General features: G+C 38.2%; 14 protein-coding genes, 1 tRNA gene and 1 riboswitch. Of the genes, 2 read left to right on the forward strand and 13 right to left on the reverse strand.

The features are described 5' to 3' along the window. Positions 1–53: 53 nt before the first annotated feature. From OVA33_RS18905 to OVA33_RS18950, 10 genes are all read right to left on the reverse strand, one after another. A complete protein-coding gene (locus OVA33_RS18905; RefSeq protein ID WP_014417453.1) occupies positions 54–272 on the reverse strand; it encodes a helix-turn-helix domain-containing protein in 219 nt (72 codons plus the stop codon). A gap of 327 nt (positions 273–599) precedes the next feature. Continuing rightward, entirely contained in the window at positions 600–3,503 is a 2,904-nt protein-coding gene (locus tag OVA33_RS18910) for a hypothetical protein (RefSeq protein ID WP_025649596.1), read from the reverse strand. Between the two features lie 316 nt (positions 3,504–3,819). Beyond that, entirely contained in the window at positions 3,820–4,875 is a 1,056-nt protein-coding gene (locus tag OVA33_RS18915; RefSeq protein WP_017417536.1) for a hypothetical protein, read from the reverse strand. Between the two features lie 9 nt (positions 4,876–4,884). Then, on the reverse strand, positions 4,885–5,397 hold the full coding sequence (locus OVA33_RS18920) for a hypothetical protein (protein ID WP_017417535.1): 513 nt from the start codon (positions 5,395–5,397) through the stop codon (positions 4,885–4,887). Further along, positions 5,394–5,927, reverse strand: a complete 534-nt coding sequence (locus OVA33_RS18925) for a hypothetical protein (protein ID WP_223255053.1) — start codon at positions 5,925–5,927, stop codon at positions 5,394–5,396. Before OVA33_RS18925 ends, OVA33_RS18920 begins: the two co-directional genes overlap by 4 nt. An 8-nt stretch (positions 5,928–5,935) precedes the next feature. Further along, the gene (locus OVA33_RS18930; protein WP_017417533.1) at positions 5,936–6,118 is read right to left on the reverse strand and encodes a hypothetical protein; all 183 of its coding nucleotides are present in this window, start codon (positions 6,116–6,118) and stop codon (positions 5,936–5,938) included. Position 6,119: 1 nt separating this feature from the next. Beyond that, on the reverse strand, positions 6,120–7,037 hold the full coding sequence (locus tag OVA33_RS18935; protein ID WP_017417532.1) for a hypothetical protein: 918 nt from the start codon (positions 7,035–7,037) through the stop codon (positions 6,120–6,122). 100 nt (positions 7,038–7,137) lie between these two features. Then, positions 7,138–7,272, reverse strand: a complete 135-nt coding sequence (locus OVA33_RS18940) for a lysogeny pheromone AimP family peptide (protein ID WP_017417531.1) — start codon at positions 7,270–7,272, stop codon at positions 7,138–7,140. A gap of 36 nt (positions 7,273–7,308) precedes the next feature. Beyond that, positions 7,309–8,271, reverse strand: coding sequence for an AimR family lysis-lysogeny pheromone receptor (locus OVA33_RS18945; protein WP_017417530.1), 963 nt, complete (start codon positions 8,269–8,271; stop codon positions 7,309–7,311). Positions 8,272–8,460: 189 nt separating this feature from the next. Beyond that, a complete protein-coding gene (locus OVA33_RS18950) occupies positions 8,461–8,685 on the reverse strand; it encodes a helix-turn-helix domain-containing protein (RefSeq protein ID WP_017417529.1) in 225 nt (74 codons plus the stop codon). A 203-nt stretch (positions 8,686–8,888) separates the two neighbouring features. Here OVA33_RS18950 and OVA33_RS18955 point away from each other — a divergent pair, with 203 nt between their 5' ends. Both OVA33_RS18955 and OVA33_RS18960 read left to right on the forward strand, forming a co-directional pair. Next, positions 8,889–9,551: a helix-turn-helix domain-containing protein gene (locus OVA33_RS18955; protein WP_017417528.1), complete on the forward strand. Its 663-nt coding sequence runs from the start codon at positions 8,889–8,891 to the stop codon at positions 9,549–9,551. Positions 9,552–9,572: 21 nt separating this feature from the next. Next, positions 9,573–10,703 carry a site-specific integrase gene (locus tag OVA33_RS18960; protein ID WP_017417527.1) on the forward strand — a complete coding sequence of 377 codons (1,131 nt, stop codon included), beginning with the start codon at positions 9,573–9,575 and terminating at the stop codon, positions 10,701–10,703. A gap of 68 nt (positions 10,704–10,771) precedes the next feature. Here the strand turns inward: OVA33_RS18960 and OVA33_RS18965 are convergent. The 3 genes from OVA33_RS18965 to OVA33_RS18975 form a co-directional block, all read right to left on the reverse strand. Continuing rightward, positions 10,772–10,844, reverse strand: a tRNA-Val gene (locus OVA33_RS18965). A gap of 139 nt (positions 10,845–10,983) precedes the next feature. Then, positions 10,984–12,159 carry a cystathionine beta-lyase gene (gene metC / locus OVA33_RS18970; protein ID WP_021495001.1) on the reverse strand — a complete coding sequence of 392 codons (1,176 nt, stop codon included), beginning with the start codon at positions 12,157–12,159 and terminating at the stop codon, positions 10,984–10,986. Then, positions 12,152–13,273: a methionine biosynthesis PLP-dependent protein gene (locus tag OVA33_RS18975; protein WP_021495000.1), complete on the reverse strand. Its 1,122-nt coding sequence runs from the start codon at positions 13,271–13,273 to the stop codon at positions 12,152–12,154. Before OVA33_RS18975 ends, metC begins: the two co-directional genes overlap by 8 nt. A 69-nt stretch (positions 13,274–13,342) precedes the next feature. Then, positions 13,343–13,468: riboswitch (SAM riboswitch) on the reverse strand. Between the last annotated feature and the right edge of the window lie 90 nt (positions 13,469–13,558).

Below are 13,558 nucleotides of genomic sequence, written 5' to 3' on the forward strand. Positions count from 1 at the left end.
CATCTCTTCAACATTGTTTCCGCAATGCTGTTTAATGTAGTAACGACAAAGAATTAGATCACTTTGATTACTCTACGCTTTCCGTTTTCATACTCAGGCTTAGAGTAGACAAAGTCTTTCATTCTTTGAATAAGCTCAGGTGACATATCTGAATCATAATTCAAAAAGGAGCTGATTTTTGACTGAGCACAACCGCATTCTTTCGCAATTTCCGTTTGAGTTAACCTTCTTTTGCGAATATCTAGCCATAGCTTATGTCTATCAATTTCCACTTATAGTCCTCCTTCCATCAATAAATTTTTATTTGAAATAATTATCTAAAATAAGGGGGGCTGATCATAGTGATCAGCATTCTTTGATTATTTAGGAGGAATAACCAAAAGACTATAGATGTCCAAAGTTGAATTAAACAATGTTTGGGTCGAAATTGCATAGTATGGATTTTTGTGATAAATTATAATAACGGAACCGTATAAATAATTATCCATAAATCAATACTTCTTTTTTCTTCCCTAGAAGAAGATTATAGATATCACTATACAACTGGAAAAACCCTTGTATATCAAGGGCTTATCCATCTTCATTTATTTTCTTGTAATTTAAGCGTGACATTTTTTATTTTTACGTTCTTTTCGTTTTCTCAGCTTATTTAACTCTCTTTCCCTATCCTTTTGACACTTATCACACCTAGTTCCCTTTTCGATTTCCCGCTCACAATCAACACATTTAATAGCTCTGCGAATGTTCTTTTTCAAATTCCTTACAATGTTATACCCAAAACAATTGTATAGTGTATCCTTATGCTTAGAGCATTTAGTATTGAATAGATACTCCACCAATATATCTGTTATGTAACTGCTGTCTCTAATACTCAGCAAGGTTTCTCTGATCTCTTTTGTTACATGCCATTCTGCTTCTTGACGAGAAACATTTTGTTTTTTCTGTTGTTTGGCCTTCCAGTGCTTATTACGATCAAGCATTGTATAGACTGTCACAATCATTGTATCTTCAACCTTTTTTTTGCTATAATCTTTGAGTAATTCATCTTTTATTTGCAGGAGAATTCCCTTTGTACCTAATTCCTGTTGCTGCTTCGAATACAACTTGTAGAGTTCATTAAATCGTGTCAATACCTCTTGATCAAGCCCAAGAGTAGCATTCTCATTCTTCAGTTTTGTGTAATCAAATTCTCCCGCCAGCCTCTTAAAGTTCACCCTGTTATTCGGTATTTTTTCACCCAACCGATTAACTACAGAATCATTTCTTGATCTGACGTTCTTTCTTTTCTTGTCTTTTGCGTAAATAAAGAAGTGAGGAACTTTCCTGTTATAAGTCCCTTTCAGGAAACCATTAATTCTTTGACTAACATGTTCAGGACGGGTTGGTTTGTATAAGGTCTTGGCATAATCAATCTCAAAGTTATTTTCCATTGTAAGCCATTTGATCACGTCTAAATCAACCTTATCACTATTCCACACCTTGGTTATGTTATTGCTATATTCACCAATATTTACCTCGAAAGCCAGTTCCAAGCTTTTATAGATGTTCTCGTTATTGATTTCTTGGTTTTCTGCTGTCTTCATTTCATAATAAAGAGGAACGATATCATCATTTTTCATATTTCTTTCTGCTATCTCAACAAAAGTGCTGTCGCTAACTAAAAGTGCTTTATCTCCGTCCACATCAAACTGCAGAAGTCTTGACAAGGCATCTTTAGTGGACGTATACACGCCTTTCGTAATGAACCAGTCTTTAAGATCATCATTTAACTTGTTGATCCTAATGCCATGCTCCCTAGATAGATGAGGAGGCCTCAACACATCTAATTTTTGCTGATTATTAAAAAGCTTACAACTAACCTCTCCGTCATTTAGCAAAACCTTTGGATCAGAATCACCGCAAAACCAATAACCGCAAGCAGCATACAAATCTGGAATAATAAAAGTATAATGAGAGCCTTCTAGCAGAATTTTTCCTGCTTTTGCTTCCTTCACCAAACGCTTTTTATTCTTCTTAATAATCTCCTTTGAATGGTTATCATTAAGCAACTCAGGATAAATCAAATGAGCTTTCTGAAAGTTATTTTTATGGGCATTGCTTTCAACGGCTCCAATAACCTCAAGCATTGATTCTTTATCTTTGTAAAGCGTTTGGATCCTCTTCACTGTGTTTTCTGAAAGCTTATCTAATTCTTCATCTGTCGTGTCGGTTAGTGTCTGGATCATTTGATAATTAAGTTCACTGTTTTTAAATTCATCCTCTTCTTCATTCAGCTTGGCTGCCTGACACTCATACTTCTTAAATTTGGATTTGTAATCATCCCATGAATCATAATGTTTCCAGAGCTTAAACTGACTCTTCGTTAGGATAATTTTAATACCGTCTTTAACAATATCCCATTCCTTGCCGTATATATCTTTAATTTTGGTCTTCCGGCATAATTTAGAATACTCATCAAATGGAAATGGGACTAACATTCCTTTCATAAAAGGGGCTCTAAACATGAATGCACTCTCCGAAAGCTCAGGGAGAATCATTCCACAGCCATCCGTATGATTTATTGGAATAGACTTGTACTCTCTTTTAATTTCGTATGTTTCATCGTTTATGTAATCAACCTCAGTGGACACATCCGTCTCAAAATCATTTACAACTATACACTCATCAATATTAAACCCTTCCCATAATGTACTGGCGCTATTTGATAAGGCAAGGTAAGCGATCCATTTGTTAATGCTCATGCCGCCCTTAGAATTAATTACCTCTTCACTAAGCCCACACATCAGAGTGTTTTTCTTCTTCAGATACGTCTTTTCTTTGATGAATACACCCTTCTTTTGTCTAATTTGTCCTGCTGATGAAGCATAGTAAACGTATTTTTCATTATTAAAATAATAACCATTCTGAACCAAGCTTCTAAAAACGTTATGGTAAAAGGATTCAACTATCATAATCTCCTCAGTGATCTGATCGTAGTCCAATCCAAGTGTTCTAATTAGCACTGAATCAAATAAAGAAATAACCCTTTGTGATCTAACTTCTCCATCTTTTGTTTTAAGCGAATCACCTCTAAGGGTTCTTGTCCCTTTGAAACTTTGTTGCTCTTCAATTAATTCATCTTTCTTTTCGTTAATCCAACAGTTAGTAATTTTTTTAAGACGGTTGATTTTCGCTTTGTTGTATTTGCAGGCCATTAGCTCATCAATATCATTCGAAAGCCTGGACTCACTTTCACCTTTTTTCTTGATATATGTAATTAGCGATTGTTCCAATTCCTTAAAGCTTCTTTCTTCCTCAAAGAGCTTACCAGTTAGATTTAAATGAATATCGGATACATTTGAATCATTCATTTTTGCCACTTTTTTAGCCAACTTCTGCAAAAACTTTTTATAAAGGCGAAGTTGAAGCAAATCTTGATTTAATTTTTCTTCTTTATCATTATAAAAAGCAGATGAATCTAAAGAGTACACGAACACTGATTTAGTTAAATTTTCATTTTTCAATAAGTAATCCTCCAATTGTTTATTCCGAAGAATGATTAACTTGTTAATCATGATGAGAAGATGGACAAAGTTTACTTTGTACATCTAGGCTCTTCTTAATTTCAAATGATCAAAGAACACTTGGGGGATGCTTTAGGTTAATAATCCCTCGCTACGCTCCAAATTATTAACCTTACAGCCAACCATCCCCCAAACCCCCTTCAGACTGGTGTTTCACACTCTTTTTTCTATGTAATACTTAAACTCAAAAATTTGACGGTTTAATGTTCCTATTGTGTTTCTTGTTTATACTATAGGAAGTTTAAACCGTTACTTTTTATAGACCACTTGGCAAAGACTGCGCTATATCATAGGATAGATCATCTTGGGCTTCCATCTGTTCAATTTCATCGCTTATACTCTCAGCGTCCTCATTTATAAGGAGGTCAATTAGCTTTTTGAAGTCACGAATGTAATTTTCACTGATTCTATAATTGTTTTCTCTAAATATTGAATACGACTTTTTGTGTCTACCTTCCGCATTTTTCAATAACTTTGAACAAGCTGTATGATTCAGTTTCTCCTTATAGTCAACCCGCTCAATTTCTTTCAACAGAAAACCAATGAGCTCCTCACACTCATTTTCAATGTATTTATCATTTGCGGTGATGTCATAAGCAGCAAAGTAATATTTGAGATTGCTACATTCTTTTAATAGAGTCTCCGATCTCCGTTTAAATTCATTCCAGTGCCTTGATACACGCACATGACTTAATTCTTTATAACCAAGCTCATCAAGCACTTTTTTCTCGCATGCCATAATCATTTTCTTCTCGGCCGAGGACGCTTTACGTGGTCTGAATTTCCCCTTTTCACAAACCTTAGTAATAACGTCATACATGATTAGCCTTTTCTCAACTAACTTGTTTAGGGCTTGTACAACCGCTTTCTTGAAGCTATTATTGCTACTATCGTAAAAATCTTTCACAATTTCTGTATCCGTGTTTGCATATCTAGCTAGAGACTTTCTTTTTTCAAAGCAATACTTATAATTTTGATTAACCAAGCTCACTGATTTTATTAATCGTCCTTTACTTATAGACATGTTTCCATTCTTGCTTTGGGCAAGCATATCCAATATAAGGAGCTGTAACAGTTCACTATAAACAGTGTTATTCCCCTGCCGTTTCATTTTTTGAAGAGGCTGCTCAAAGACTTCCTCTATAATTATGGAATGACCAACTTTGCTATATGTACAGTACCGTTCTAGTTCTTTAAACTGCGCTTTTCGACTATCCCCTGAACGTTTTACTTCTAGCCCAAGTTCTCTGCAAAGCACTTTATAATTCTTGAACGTTTTTCCTGATGTTAAAACCTCAATTTTTATAAGCATTCTCTCCTTTTAAATTAAATTCAAGTATTCTGACGGCTTACTGTTTTCAATAGCTGTAACAATCGGCGCTCTGTTTTCATTTGTTTCAAGTTTGCACCACAGTTGCTCCCCACTCTCCACATTCCTACCGTTAAACTTCGATATATCAGCGTAAGCTTCCGGACAATATGAAGAAGATAGCTTGATTAAACCGGTATCAAATCGTTCTGTAACAGTCATTTGATGAAAACCGTTAGATGAGAATTTATCCAGGTTCTCAAGCATTATTCTTATGTCATTTTTTAAATTTTCCGTTGATTTTCTGTATGTAACTTTCTTGCAAACACCATCACGCAATATGTAAGGCAGCCCAATAACCACTGAATCATATGGTTGAGGACTAATAACCTCTGCTATGTGACCATTCGTGCTAAGTATTGCATTATGTTTTTGGTTATAATAAAGCGACTTATCTTCTCTGATCCGTTTAAATCCGTTTGCTGATGCTGCTAAGTCGATACGCACACTTCTTCTTGCTGTCATCTATTACTCTCCTTTTTGAATATTAGAGTAATCTCATTGCCAATTAGATTTTGAAAAACACTAATAAATTTTCTTATCCCTTCACCCTCATATCCCTTTCTCACTGGAATATAAAATACATGCTCATCAATTTCTCTACTCTCCAAGTATGGCGACTCTTCTAGGATATTGTTCCATAGTTCATTCTTAATAGCCTTAACTCTTTCCCAGTAGTCATTTGTAATTGTTTCTTCTACATATTCCATGACTATACAGTCATCAATTATGTAATCCACAGTATAGCCAGAAACTTTTTTCATATGTTCGTAGTATTGTCCATCAAGCATTCCACTGATAACAATGTCTAATACAGTTCTGTTTTCACCTTTAATCAATTGTTTTAAGTCTTCAATTTCTCGTTTCAATACAACCTTTTTTCGTTCGAGTTCGAGTGCATTTCTTGGCTCTAATTCATATACCTCATCAATTTGTTTTTGCAAAACCTTGAGGGAACATTGTTTTTCTTCAAGGTGTTTCTTATGCGAATTCATCAGAGCGCTCATCTCTCCCCTTTATTGTCAGGATGATTAGAGATCAACCGTTTTACTTCGGTGATTTGTTCCTTTAATTCCTCACGTCTCAGAACTAGAATGTCATGGTCTACTAGTTTTTCTTCAACAGCTTTTAAATTTATTTCAGCCTCTTTAAGCTCATCCTGTAGATCAAAAATATCTTCCGTCACATTAAACCACCTCAATAATATTATTTTTATTCGTAATTTTTCTCATTTCTTTGCACCAGGATTCCACATGCCCGATTACAGAATCAAGATTGTTCATTATAATTTGATTGTCACTCATATTCCTAATGGCCTTTGCATACTTTACAGGCGCTAAACTACCTTTTAGTAGTTTTTCAATCTCCCAAACCATTTCAGAAAGCTCTGAAGTGGCCTCAACTTGTCTCCCTAGATCATCCTGTTCTCTTGTTACGGCCTTTAATTTGTTTGTTAGCTCCTCGTATTCTTTTACTTTCACATCACTGCTTTCAAGTTGTTGCTCTAAGATCATTTTTTGTTTTGATAAGTTTTCATATTTTTTATTTTTGTACTCTAATTCTTTTTTTAATGTGTCTATTTGTTTGTAGTCAGTGTTATCAATGACTTTTTCAACAACTGTCCTGTTCTTCTTTTCTTGGCTTAATTCATAACTAAGATTCTTATTATCCTCTTCAGCTTTCCTCAACTTAGCTTCAAGCTCTTTGTATTCCTTTAATGTCTTGACTTCACCTTTTAGGACTGCTTCCTTAGCTTGTTTCTTTGACTCTGTTGATTCTGATGAAGGTTTAGCTATTTCATATGTTAGAGAAACAGGTAGGTCTTCTATTAATTCTTGATTGTGACAATTTGTCACAATCAATTCATATCGTTGTATTAACCTATTAACTGCCTTTCTATTAATTCCTATAGACATACACCATTCCTCAAAACACCCGTACCCATTCATAGCGAGCATTTCTTGCGCTTCCTTCAGCTCTCTTCCTAGCTCGGTATAAGCCTTGCCTACAATCTCACGCATGTTGAATTCTTTCTGTTTCAGAAATTCAGCTGTTGATTGATCGACTAAATCATATTTGAACTCTGTTGATAATTCGTTTGTCATAACATTTCTCCTTTTATTCACTTATTTTATTTTTATCCTAAAAATATGTAATGAGAAGGAGTGAACGAATCGCTCACCCCTTCAAATGGATATGTAATGCTTACGCACCACGTCCAAAACCTGCTACATGGAATGTTCCTTCCCCTGATGCGCTATGAATAGTTGTTTGTTGACCTGCAACGAAACCAACAGCCAATGAAGCTACGATAGTAAGACCGATAAATACTTTTTTCATATAGTTTTCACCTCCTTTCAAGTGATATCGCGCGATTTAAAGGGCAAGTAAATCCAAAATCTGCTCGTCCTCACCCATTTCCCTTAATTTATCCAAAGGTAAGCGTACGCTGTATAGATCGCCGGACAGCTTAAAGTGTTTTATAGACTCATAAAAGAATCTCTTATCTTCATAAGCTAGTCCTTTTAGATAAAAATGAATGCCAAAGTCATTATGAATATTCGGTTGCTGCTCTAAGTTCTCCAATATTTCTTTAGCCTGTTGCAAGTTGTTTTTTTTGATGTGATAATGTGCAATTTCTTGGATATCTGTAACTTCATTTGAATCAGGGTTTAGCCAAAAGTTCTCTTGATTCCAATGGTTTTCCAAGAAACAAAGGCTTCTAGTTAGCTGTAATTTTGCCAAGGGGTTATTCTCAGTATGTTTTAAACCGGCCAGGTAATATTCTTTTGCTTTTTCATAATCATCAAGCAAATAAGTGTTACCCAAAGTTAGATAGCTATAAGCGACAAGCCTATCAATATTCGTTACATTAATGCCGTATGAGCAATAAAAACGAGCTTGAGTCATTTTATTCTGACTGAATGCTGAAGCGCCCAACAAAGCCATCAGACGGTTATAAAAGGAGCTTTTAATCTGTTCATTGTTTTCAATAAAATCAAGATCAACAACTGTCGACATTTCTGCAAGATTTGAGTATTCAGCCATTCTAAGGTAGTAATACAACGGAATTATGTAAGTGAATACACGCATTTCTTGAGACTTGGGATCAAGCTTCCCAATTGCTTTAAGCGCCTGATGTGCGTTTATTTCGCCTCTGTCTTGCTTACGTTTGATCTGATACATTGCTGCCCATTCACGTTCAATCGAACAGCTACTGTTGATTAATTGATCAATTAATGCGTCAGTTTGTTCATACTGTTCATTAATATCTGACATTTCAAGACGTACCTTTGCATCTACTTCTGGTTTCTTAGCTTCTCTCTCTTTTGCTATCATCCGAATAACCCCCTGTAGTGTGTCACTAATTCAGAGCAACAGACAGTGGCGATGTCACCACTAACCCGAATCTGAATATAGGATCTCTTTTAGTTCACACAGAACATATGATCTCATTATAGTTCATCCTCCAGTTTTATGGAACAAGTTATGTATTGCGATTATGTATTGCGGTGTTGCTGTTATGTCCTATTGAGCGATTTGTTGCTCACCGTACCACCATTTTTTGAAACCTTCTGTTGGTACTTTGATTCTGTTTTTCCCTACCCGCACTGCGTGAAATTTCCCACTCTTACAAAGGGCATATGCTGTATCTCTTCCAGCCCCAGTAATTTTGCGAATATCTTGAACATCAAGCGCAACCTTTTTGAAGATTTCTTCCAGTTGCTCTTGGTTTAGTTCCTCTTGGTTCATCCGTCCACCTCTCTTCTGTTTCCTGTTTAACCCTTTCCTTTTCGGGTTAATCCAATCATAAACCACACTCATTAATATTTCAATACTTTTCATGAAAGTTTTTTTATTTTTATTAAAGTTTTATCGTAATCCATAAGAAAATAATAAATATATTCTTTTTATTCACCATATGTTATGATTATTTTTGAGGTGACATTATAATCATGGATAATAATATTAAGATTGATGAAGAAAACAAGTTAGGATCAGTGGTCAAATACTATAGGAAGAAAAAGAAGATCAATTCTCAAGAGCTATCAAAATCGTTAGGTAAGTCCGGAGCGTACATTAGTCAAATTGAAAATGGACACAACAAGAATCCGGATTACAACACATTATTAGAACTATTTAGAAAGCTCGGAATCGCAGAAGAGAATTTAGAAATGTACTTAGAAGCTCTTGGTTTTAAGTCTCCTGAAAAAATAGCAGCTGAAAAGGCAGCAGAAGAAGCCTGGATCGAACGGGAAATTGAGTTAATGAATGATCCTGAGTACCAAAAACACTTACTTGAACAAGCTGAAGCTATACGAATCCAAGAGCAACATGCAAGCTATGATGAAATGATAAATAAAAAAATAAATGAGATTAAAAACGACCTTGATTGGTACTATACGATAAATCCTAGTGAATTCGGCACAGTCATCGAAAATCTTCATAAGCTGATGTTATCAATGGGAGATTCCCCTGATAACTTCCGATTTCTAGTTTCTTTATTCCGTAAAGATATAACAAAGTTCAATAAAGACGCTAAGGAACATGTTATCAGTGCATTAAAAGAAGGTTACGAAAAAAGCAATACCGGGTGGGGAGAGCGCCCTAGCTGGTAAAAATAAAAAGGAGAACGATTAATGGCATCAGTAAAAAAAGATAAGAGAAACGGCAATTGGTACTATGTGTTTGATATAGGGAAAGACGAGAACGGCAGACGGAAGCAGCGTAAACGAAGTGGGTTCAAGTTAAAGAAAGATGCAGAAGAAGCATTAAGAGAAGATCTCCAGTTATATCACTCTGGGGATCTTCTTAAAGATAATGATTCAACCTTCAAGGAATTGGTTGAGTATTGGCTTAACATCAAAACTCCAGATGTAAGCAACCAAACTCTAAAGGTTTATCATTATAATTTGAAAAATCATATACTCCCCGCCTTTGGAAGCATGAAACTAAGCGATATAACAACTCAAAAGGTACAAGCATTTATAACAAGGTTAGTTAATGCCGGCTTATCAGCTGCCACAATAAAGAAGATATATCACGTACTCAACAATGTAATGAAAACAGCTGTCCAAGATGAGTTTATTAAAAAGAACCCAGTTGAAAAAGTTAGGAAGCCATCAGTTAAGCGTAAAGAAGTTGAAGTTTGGTCAGCGGAACAGATGTCTTTATTCCTGGATCACACTAAAAACAGTCGTTACTATATCGCATTTTGGTTAGCGATTTCTTTCGGGCTTAGACAAGGTGAAATTTTAGGTTTACGTTTTAAGGATATAGACTTCAATAATGGTGTTTTGAGAATTGTTCAAACATTAGAACACTCTGGCGGCCAAACAAAATACGGTGGAAAATCATCGACAAGCACACGCACCATCGACTTATCAGAACATGATATCCATATACTGAAGAAACAACGAAGCCGTGTACTGAAAGAGAAGAACTTATGCGGAGGGCTCTATACAGACCGAGATTTAGTTGTATGTACAGATACAGGGAATGCAATCAATCCAAGAAACCTTTTAAGACAGTTCAAAGCTTATTTAAAGCAGCTTGATTTACCTGATATCCCATTCCATAACCTTAGACACTCTCATGCATCCTTACTGTTAACAAAGTTTCATCCTAAAGTTGTTCAAGAAAGGTTAGGACATAAAGATATCCAGGTTACACTTAACACCTATTCACATTTAATGCCAAACATGCAGAAGGATGCTTCCACATTTATCAGTGGCATCTTACAAGGCAAACAAAAAGAGGAATCACATTAAATTGTGACTCCTCTTTTTTGTGACTCCAGTGTGACACGAGTAAGTGTCCAACACGCTGAAACCCTTGATGATTCCGACTGGGCTCGAACCAGCGACCTCTACCCTGTCAAGGTAGCGCTCTCCCAGCTGAGCTACGGAATCATGATATGTATGTGTTGCTGGGTATGTTGTTGTCTCTCTGACATTTATAATTATATATCCTGATTTCTCATTCGTCAACACTTTTTTTATCTAAAATAAAAAAAAGGGCGCGTCGCAAAATTGACGGCGCCCTTTTCGTTTATGATCTCACTTGGGCGGGGGTTATTTTTTTCAATGCCTGTTCGAAGTCCCGTTCTAAATCTTCGGCGTTTTCGACTCCGACGCTCAGGCGCAGAAGGCCGTCTGTGATGCCGCGTTTCTCCCTCTCTGCTTTCGGCATGGCGGCATGCGACATGGCTGCAGGGTATGAGAGAATGGACTCGACGGCGCCGAGGCTGACGGCAAATACCGGAAGCGATACGTTTTCGACCAGCTTTTTGACGGCTTCTTTGCTTTCCAATTCAAAGGACAGGACGGCGCCCGCTCCGCTCGCTTGACGTTTATGGGTATCGGCTCCCGGGTGTCCGGCAAGGCCGGGATAGTAAACGTTTTTGACGGCGGGATGCCCGTCAAAATAGGCAGCCAGCCGCTCAGCCGTCCGGCTCGCTTTTTCCAGTCTGACCTGCAATGTTTTTAAGCCGCGCAGCACGAGCCAGCAATCTTGCACGCCAAGGACGGCGCCGAACGAGTTTTGCAGCTTATACAGCTGATTGCCGAGCTCTTCATCTTTTACGGCGGCAAGGCCTGACAGCACATCACTGTGTCCGCTCAGGAATTTTGTTGCGCTGTGAAGCACAATATCAACGCCGAGATCAAGCGGACGCTGCAGTGCAGGTGTCATGAATGTATTATCCAGAAAGGTCAGACAGCCGTTTTCTTTTGCAAGCTGGACAACCGCTTTAATATCAGTAATTCCAAGTGTAGGATTTGACGGTGTCTCCATATAAATGACCTTTGTGTTCGGCTGGATATTCCGCGCCACTTCGTTGATATCCGTCATATCGACAAAGGTATGTTCGATCCCGAAACGGGAGAGAACCTCAGTCACCATGCGGAATGTTCCGCCGTACACATCCTCCGTGACGAGGACATGGTCGCCTTGGGATAAGAGCAGAAATGCCGTCGAAATCGCCGCCATACCGGAGCTGAAAGCAAAACCTCTCGTTCCGCCTTCAAGACCTGCGATCGTTTCTTCAAGCGCTGTTCTTGTCGGTGTGCCTGAGCGGCTGTAGTCATATGTCCCGAATTCTTCAAATGAAGACTGATGGAATGTGGAAGCATGCTGGATCGGCACGCTGACGGCTCCGGTGGCTCCGTCTGTTTTAAATGGATTGTGCACAAGCTGGGTTTCCAGCGTCCAATTGTGATTACTCATATGATACGGCCCCCTCTTTTACTTGCTGTAATGCCTGCTTGACATCCCGCTTCAAATCTTCTGCATGTTCAATGCCCACTGAAAAACGCAGCAGACGGTTGCAGACGCCGTTTGCGATACGGATGTCTTCCGGAATATCCATGTGCGTCTGTGTCGCGGGGTATGTAATAAAGCTTTCCACCCCGCCGAGACTTTCTGCGAAACAGATCGTTTTCAGCGCCTTTAAAAACGGATTGACCCATTCCTCTTTTTGCAGCCGGAAAGACAGCATCCCGCCTTTTCCGGGATATAACACGTCGGCGATTTCTTCTTCCTGTTCTAAAAATTCTGCAAGTTCACGGGCGTTTTCTTCATGACGGCGCATTCTGAGTGCGAGTGTTTTCATCCCTCTCATTAAAAGCCACGAATCAAACGGCGAAAGAACCGCTCCGATCGCATTTTGGTGATTAAACATGATCTCGCCGAGCTCTTCATCCTTAACGACAGCCAGACCGGCAAGGAGATCATTGTGCCCCGCTAAATATTTTGTGGCGCTGTGAATGACGATGTCCGCTCCCAGTTCAAGCGGGCGCTGTAGCACCGGGGTATAAAACGTATTATCCACAATTAAAAGCAGGCCGGCTTCTTTCGTAATCCTGGCGATTTTTTCAATGTCCGCCTCCTGCATTAACGGGTTTGTCGGTGTTTCAACAAATACCGCTTTCGTGTTCTCCGTTATTTTGGAGCGTAAACAGTCTTCATCGCTGAAATCATCGTAAATAAAGCTTAAGCCGTATTTTCTCCATTCGTTTTCAAACAAACGGTACGTACCTCCGTATAAATCGGAGGATACAATCAATTCATCCCCGCTTTTAAATAAAGCCATAATGGTTTGAATGGCTGCCATTCCCGAGCTGAAGGCAAATCCTCTCGCACCGTTTTCCAACACGGCGATGGCATCTTCGACGAGCTGGCGTGTCGGGTTTTTCGTGCGCACGTAATCAAAACCTGTAGATTCTCCTATTCCTCTATGGCGGTAAGCGGTGGACAGATAAATCGGCGGACTGACCGTTCCCGTTGCTTCTTCGCTTCTATTTCCGATTTGGGCTAATTTTGTATCAACATGCTGCGTCATCAGTAAGCACCATCCTTTTTCAAAAATAAAAAAGCCCCCTCTTCATAAGAAGAAGGAGCTTTTCTCTTCCTCTTATCTTCCAAGCATGTGAATCGCTTGCTGGATTTAGCACCTTGGCACTTTGCCTTCCCGCGGCAAAGCAAACCGGTTGCTGAGGTTTCAAAGGGCCAGTCCCTCCACCTCTCGTGATAAGAATATTGTTTTGTATTTTCTGATTGTTCTATATTAACGCACAATAAAATGGATTTCAACAACTTTTTATTTATCTGAACTCTCGCAAGAAGT

Origin of the sequence: Bacillus sp. KICET-1, from assembly GCF_027721405.1 — a bacterium.
Classification (GTDB): Bacteria; Bacillota; Bacilli; order Bacillales; family Bacillaceae; genus Bacillus; species Bacillus velezensis.

Bases quoted from the DNA above. Each gene is read 5' to 3' on its own strand.
- OVA33_RS18920 (WP_017417535.1), bottom strand. From the start codon at position 5,397: ATGACAGCAAGAAGAAGTGTGCGTATCGACTTAGCAGCATCAGCAAAC.
- OVA33_RS18940 (WP_017417531.1), bottom strand. From the start codon at position 7,272: ATGAAAAAAGTATTTATCGGTCTTACTATCGTAGCTTCATTGGCTGTT.
- OVA33_RS18975 (WP_021495000.1), bottom strand. From the start codon at position 13,273: ATGACGCAGCATGTTGATACAAAATTAGCCCAAATCGGAAATAGAAGC.
- OVA33_RS18955 (WP_017417528.1), top strand. From the start codon at position 8,889: ATGGATAATAATATTAAGATTGATGAAGAAAACAAGTTAGGATCAGTG.
- OVA33_RS18945 (WP_017417530.1), bottom strand. From the start codon at position 8,271: ATGATAGCAAAAGAGAGAGAAGCTAAGAAACCAGAAGTAGATGCAAAG.
- OVA33_RS18950 (WP_017417529.1), bottom strand. From the start codon at position 8,685: ATGAACCAAGAGGAACTAAACCAAGAGCAACTGGAAGAAATCTTCAAA.
- OVA33_RS18915 (WP_017417536.1), bottom strand. From the start codon at position 4,875: ATGCTTATAAAAATTGAGGTTTTAACATCAGGAAAAACGTTCAAGAAT.
- OVA33_RS18935 (WP_017417532.1), bottom strand. From the start codon at position 7,037: ATGACAAACGAATTATCAACAGAGTTCAAATATGATTTAGTCGATCAA.
- metC (WP_021495001.1), bottom strand. From the start codon at position 12,159: ATGAGTAATCACAATTGGACGCTGGAAACCCAGCTTGTGCACAATCCA.
- OVA33_RS18960 (WP_017417527.1), top strand. From the start codon at position 9,573: ATGGCATCAGTAAAAAAAGATAAGAGAAACGGCAATTGGTACTATGTG.
- OVA33_RS18925 (WP_223255053.1), bottom strand. From the start codon at position 5,927: ATGAATTCGCATAAGAAACACCTTGAAGAAAAACAATGTTCCCTCAAG.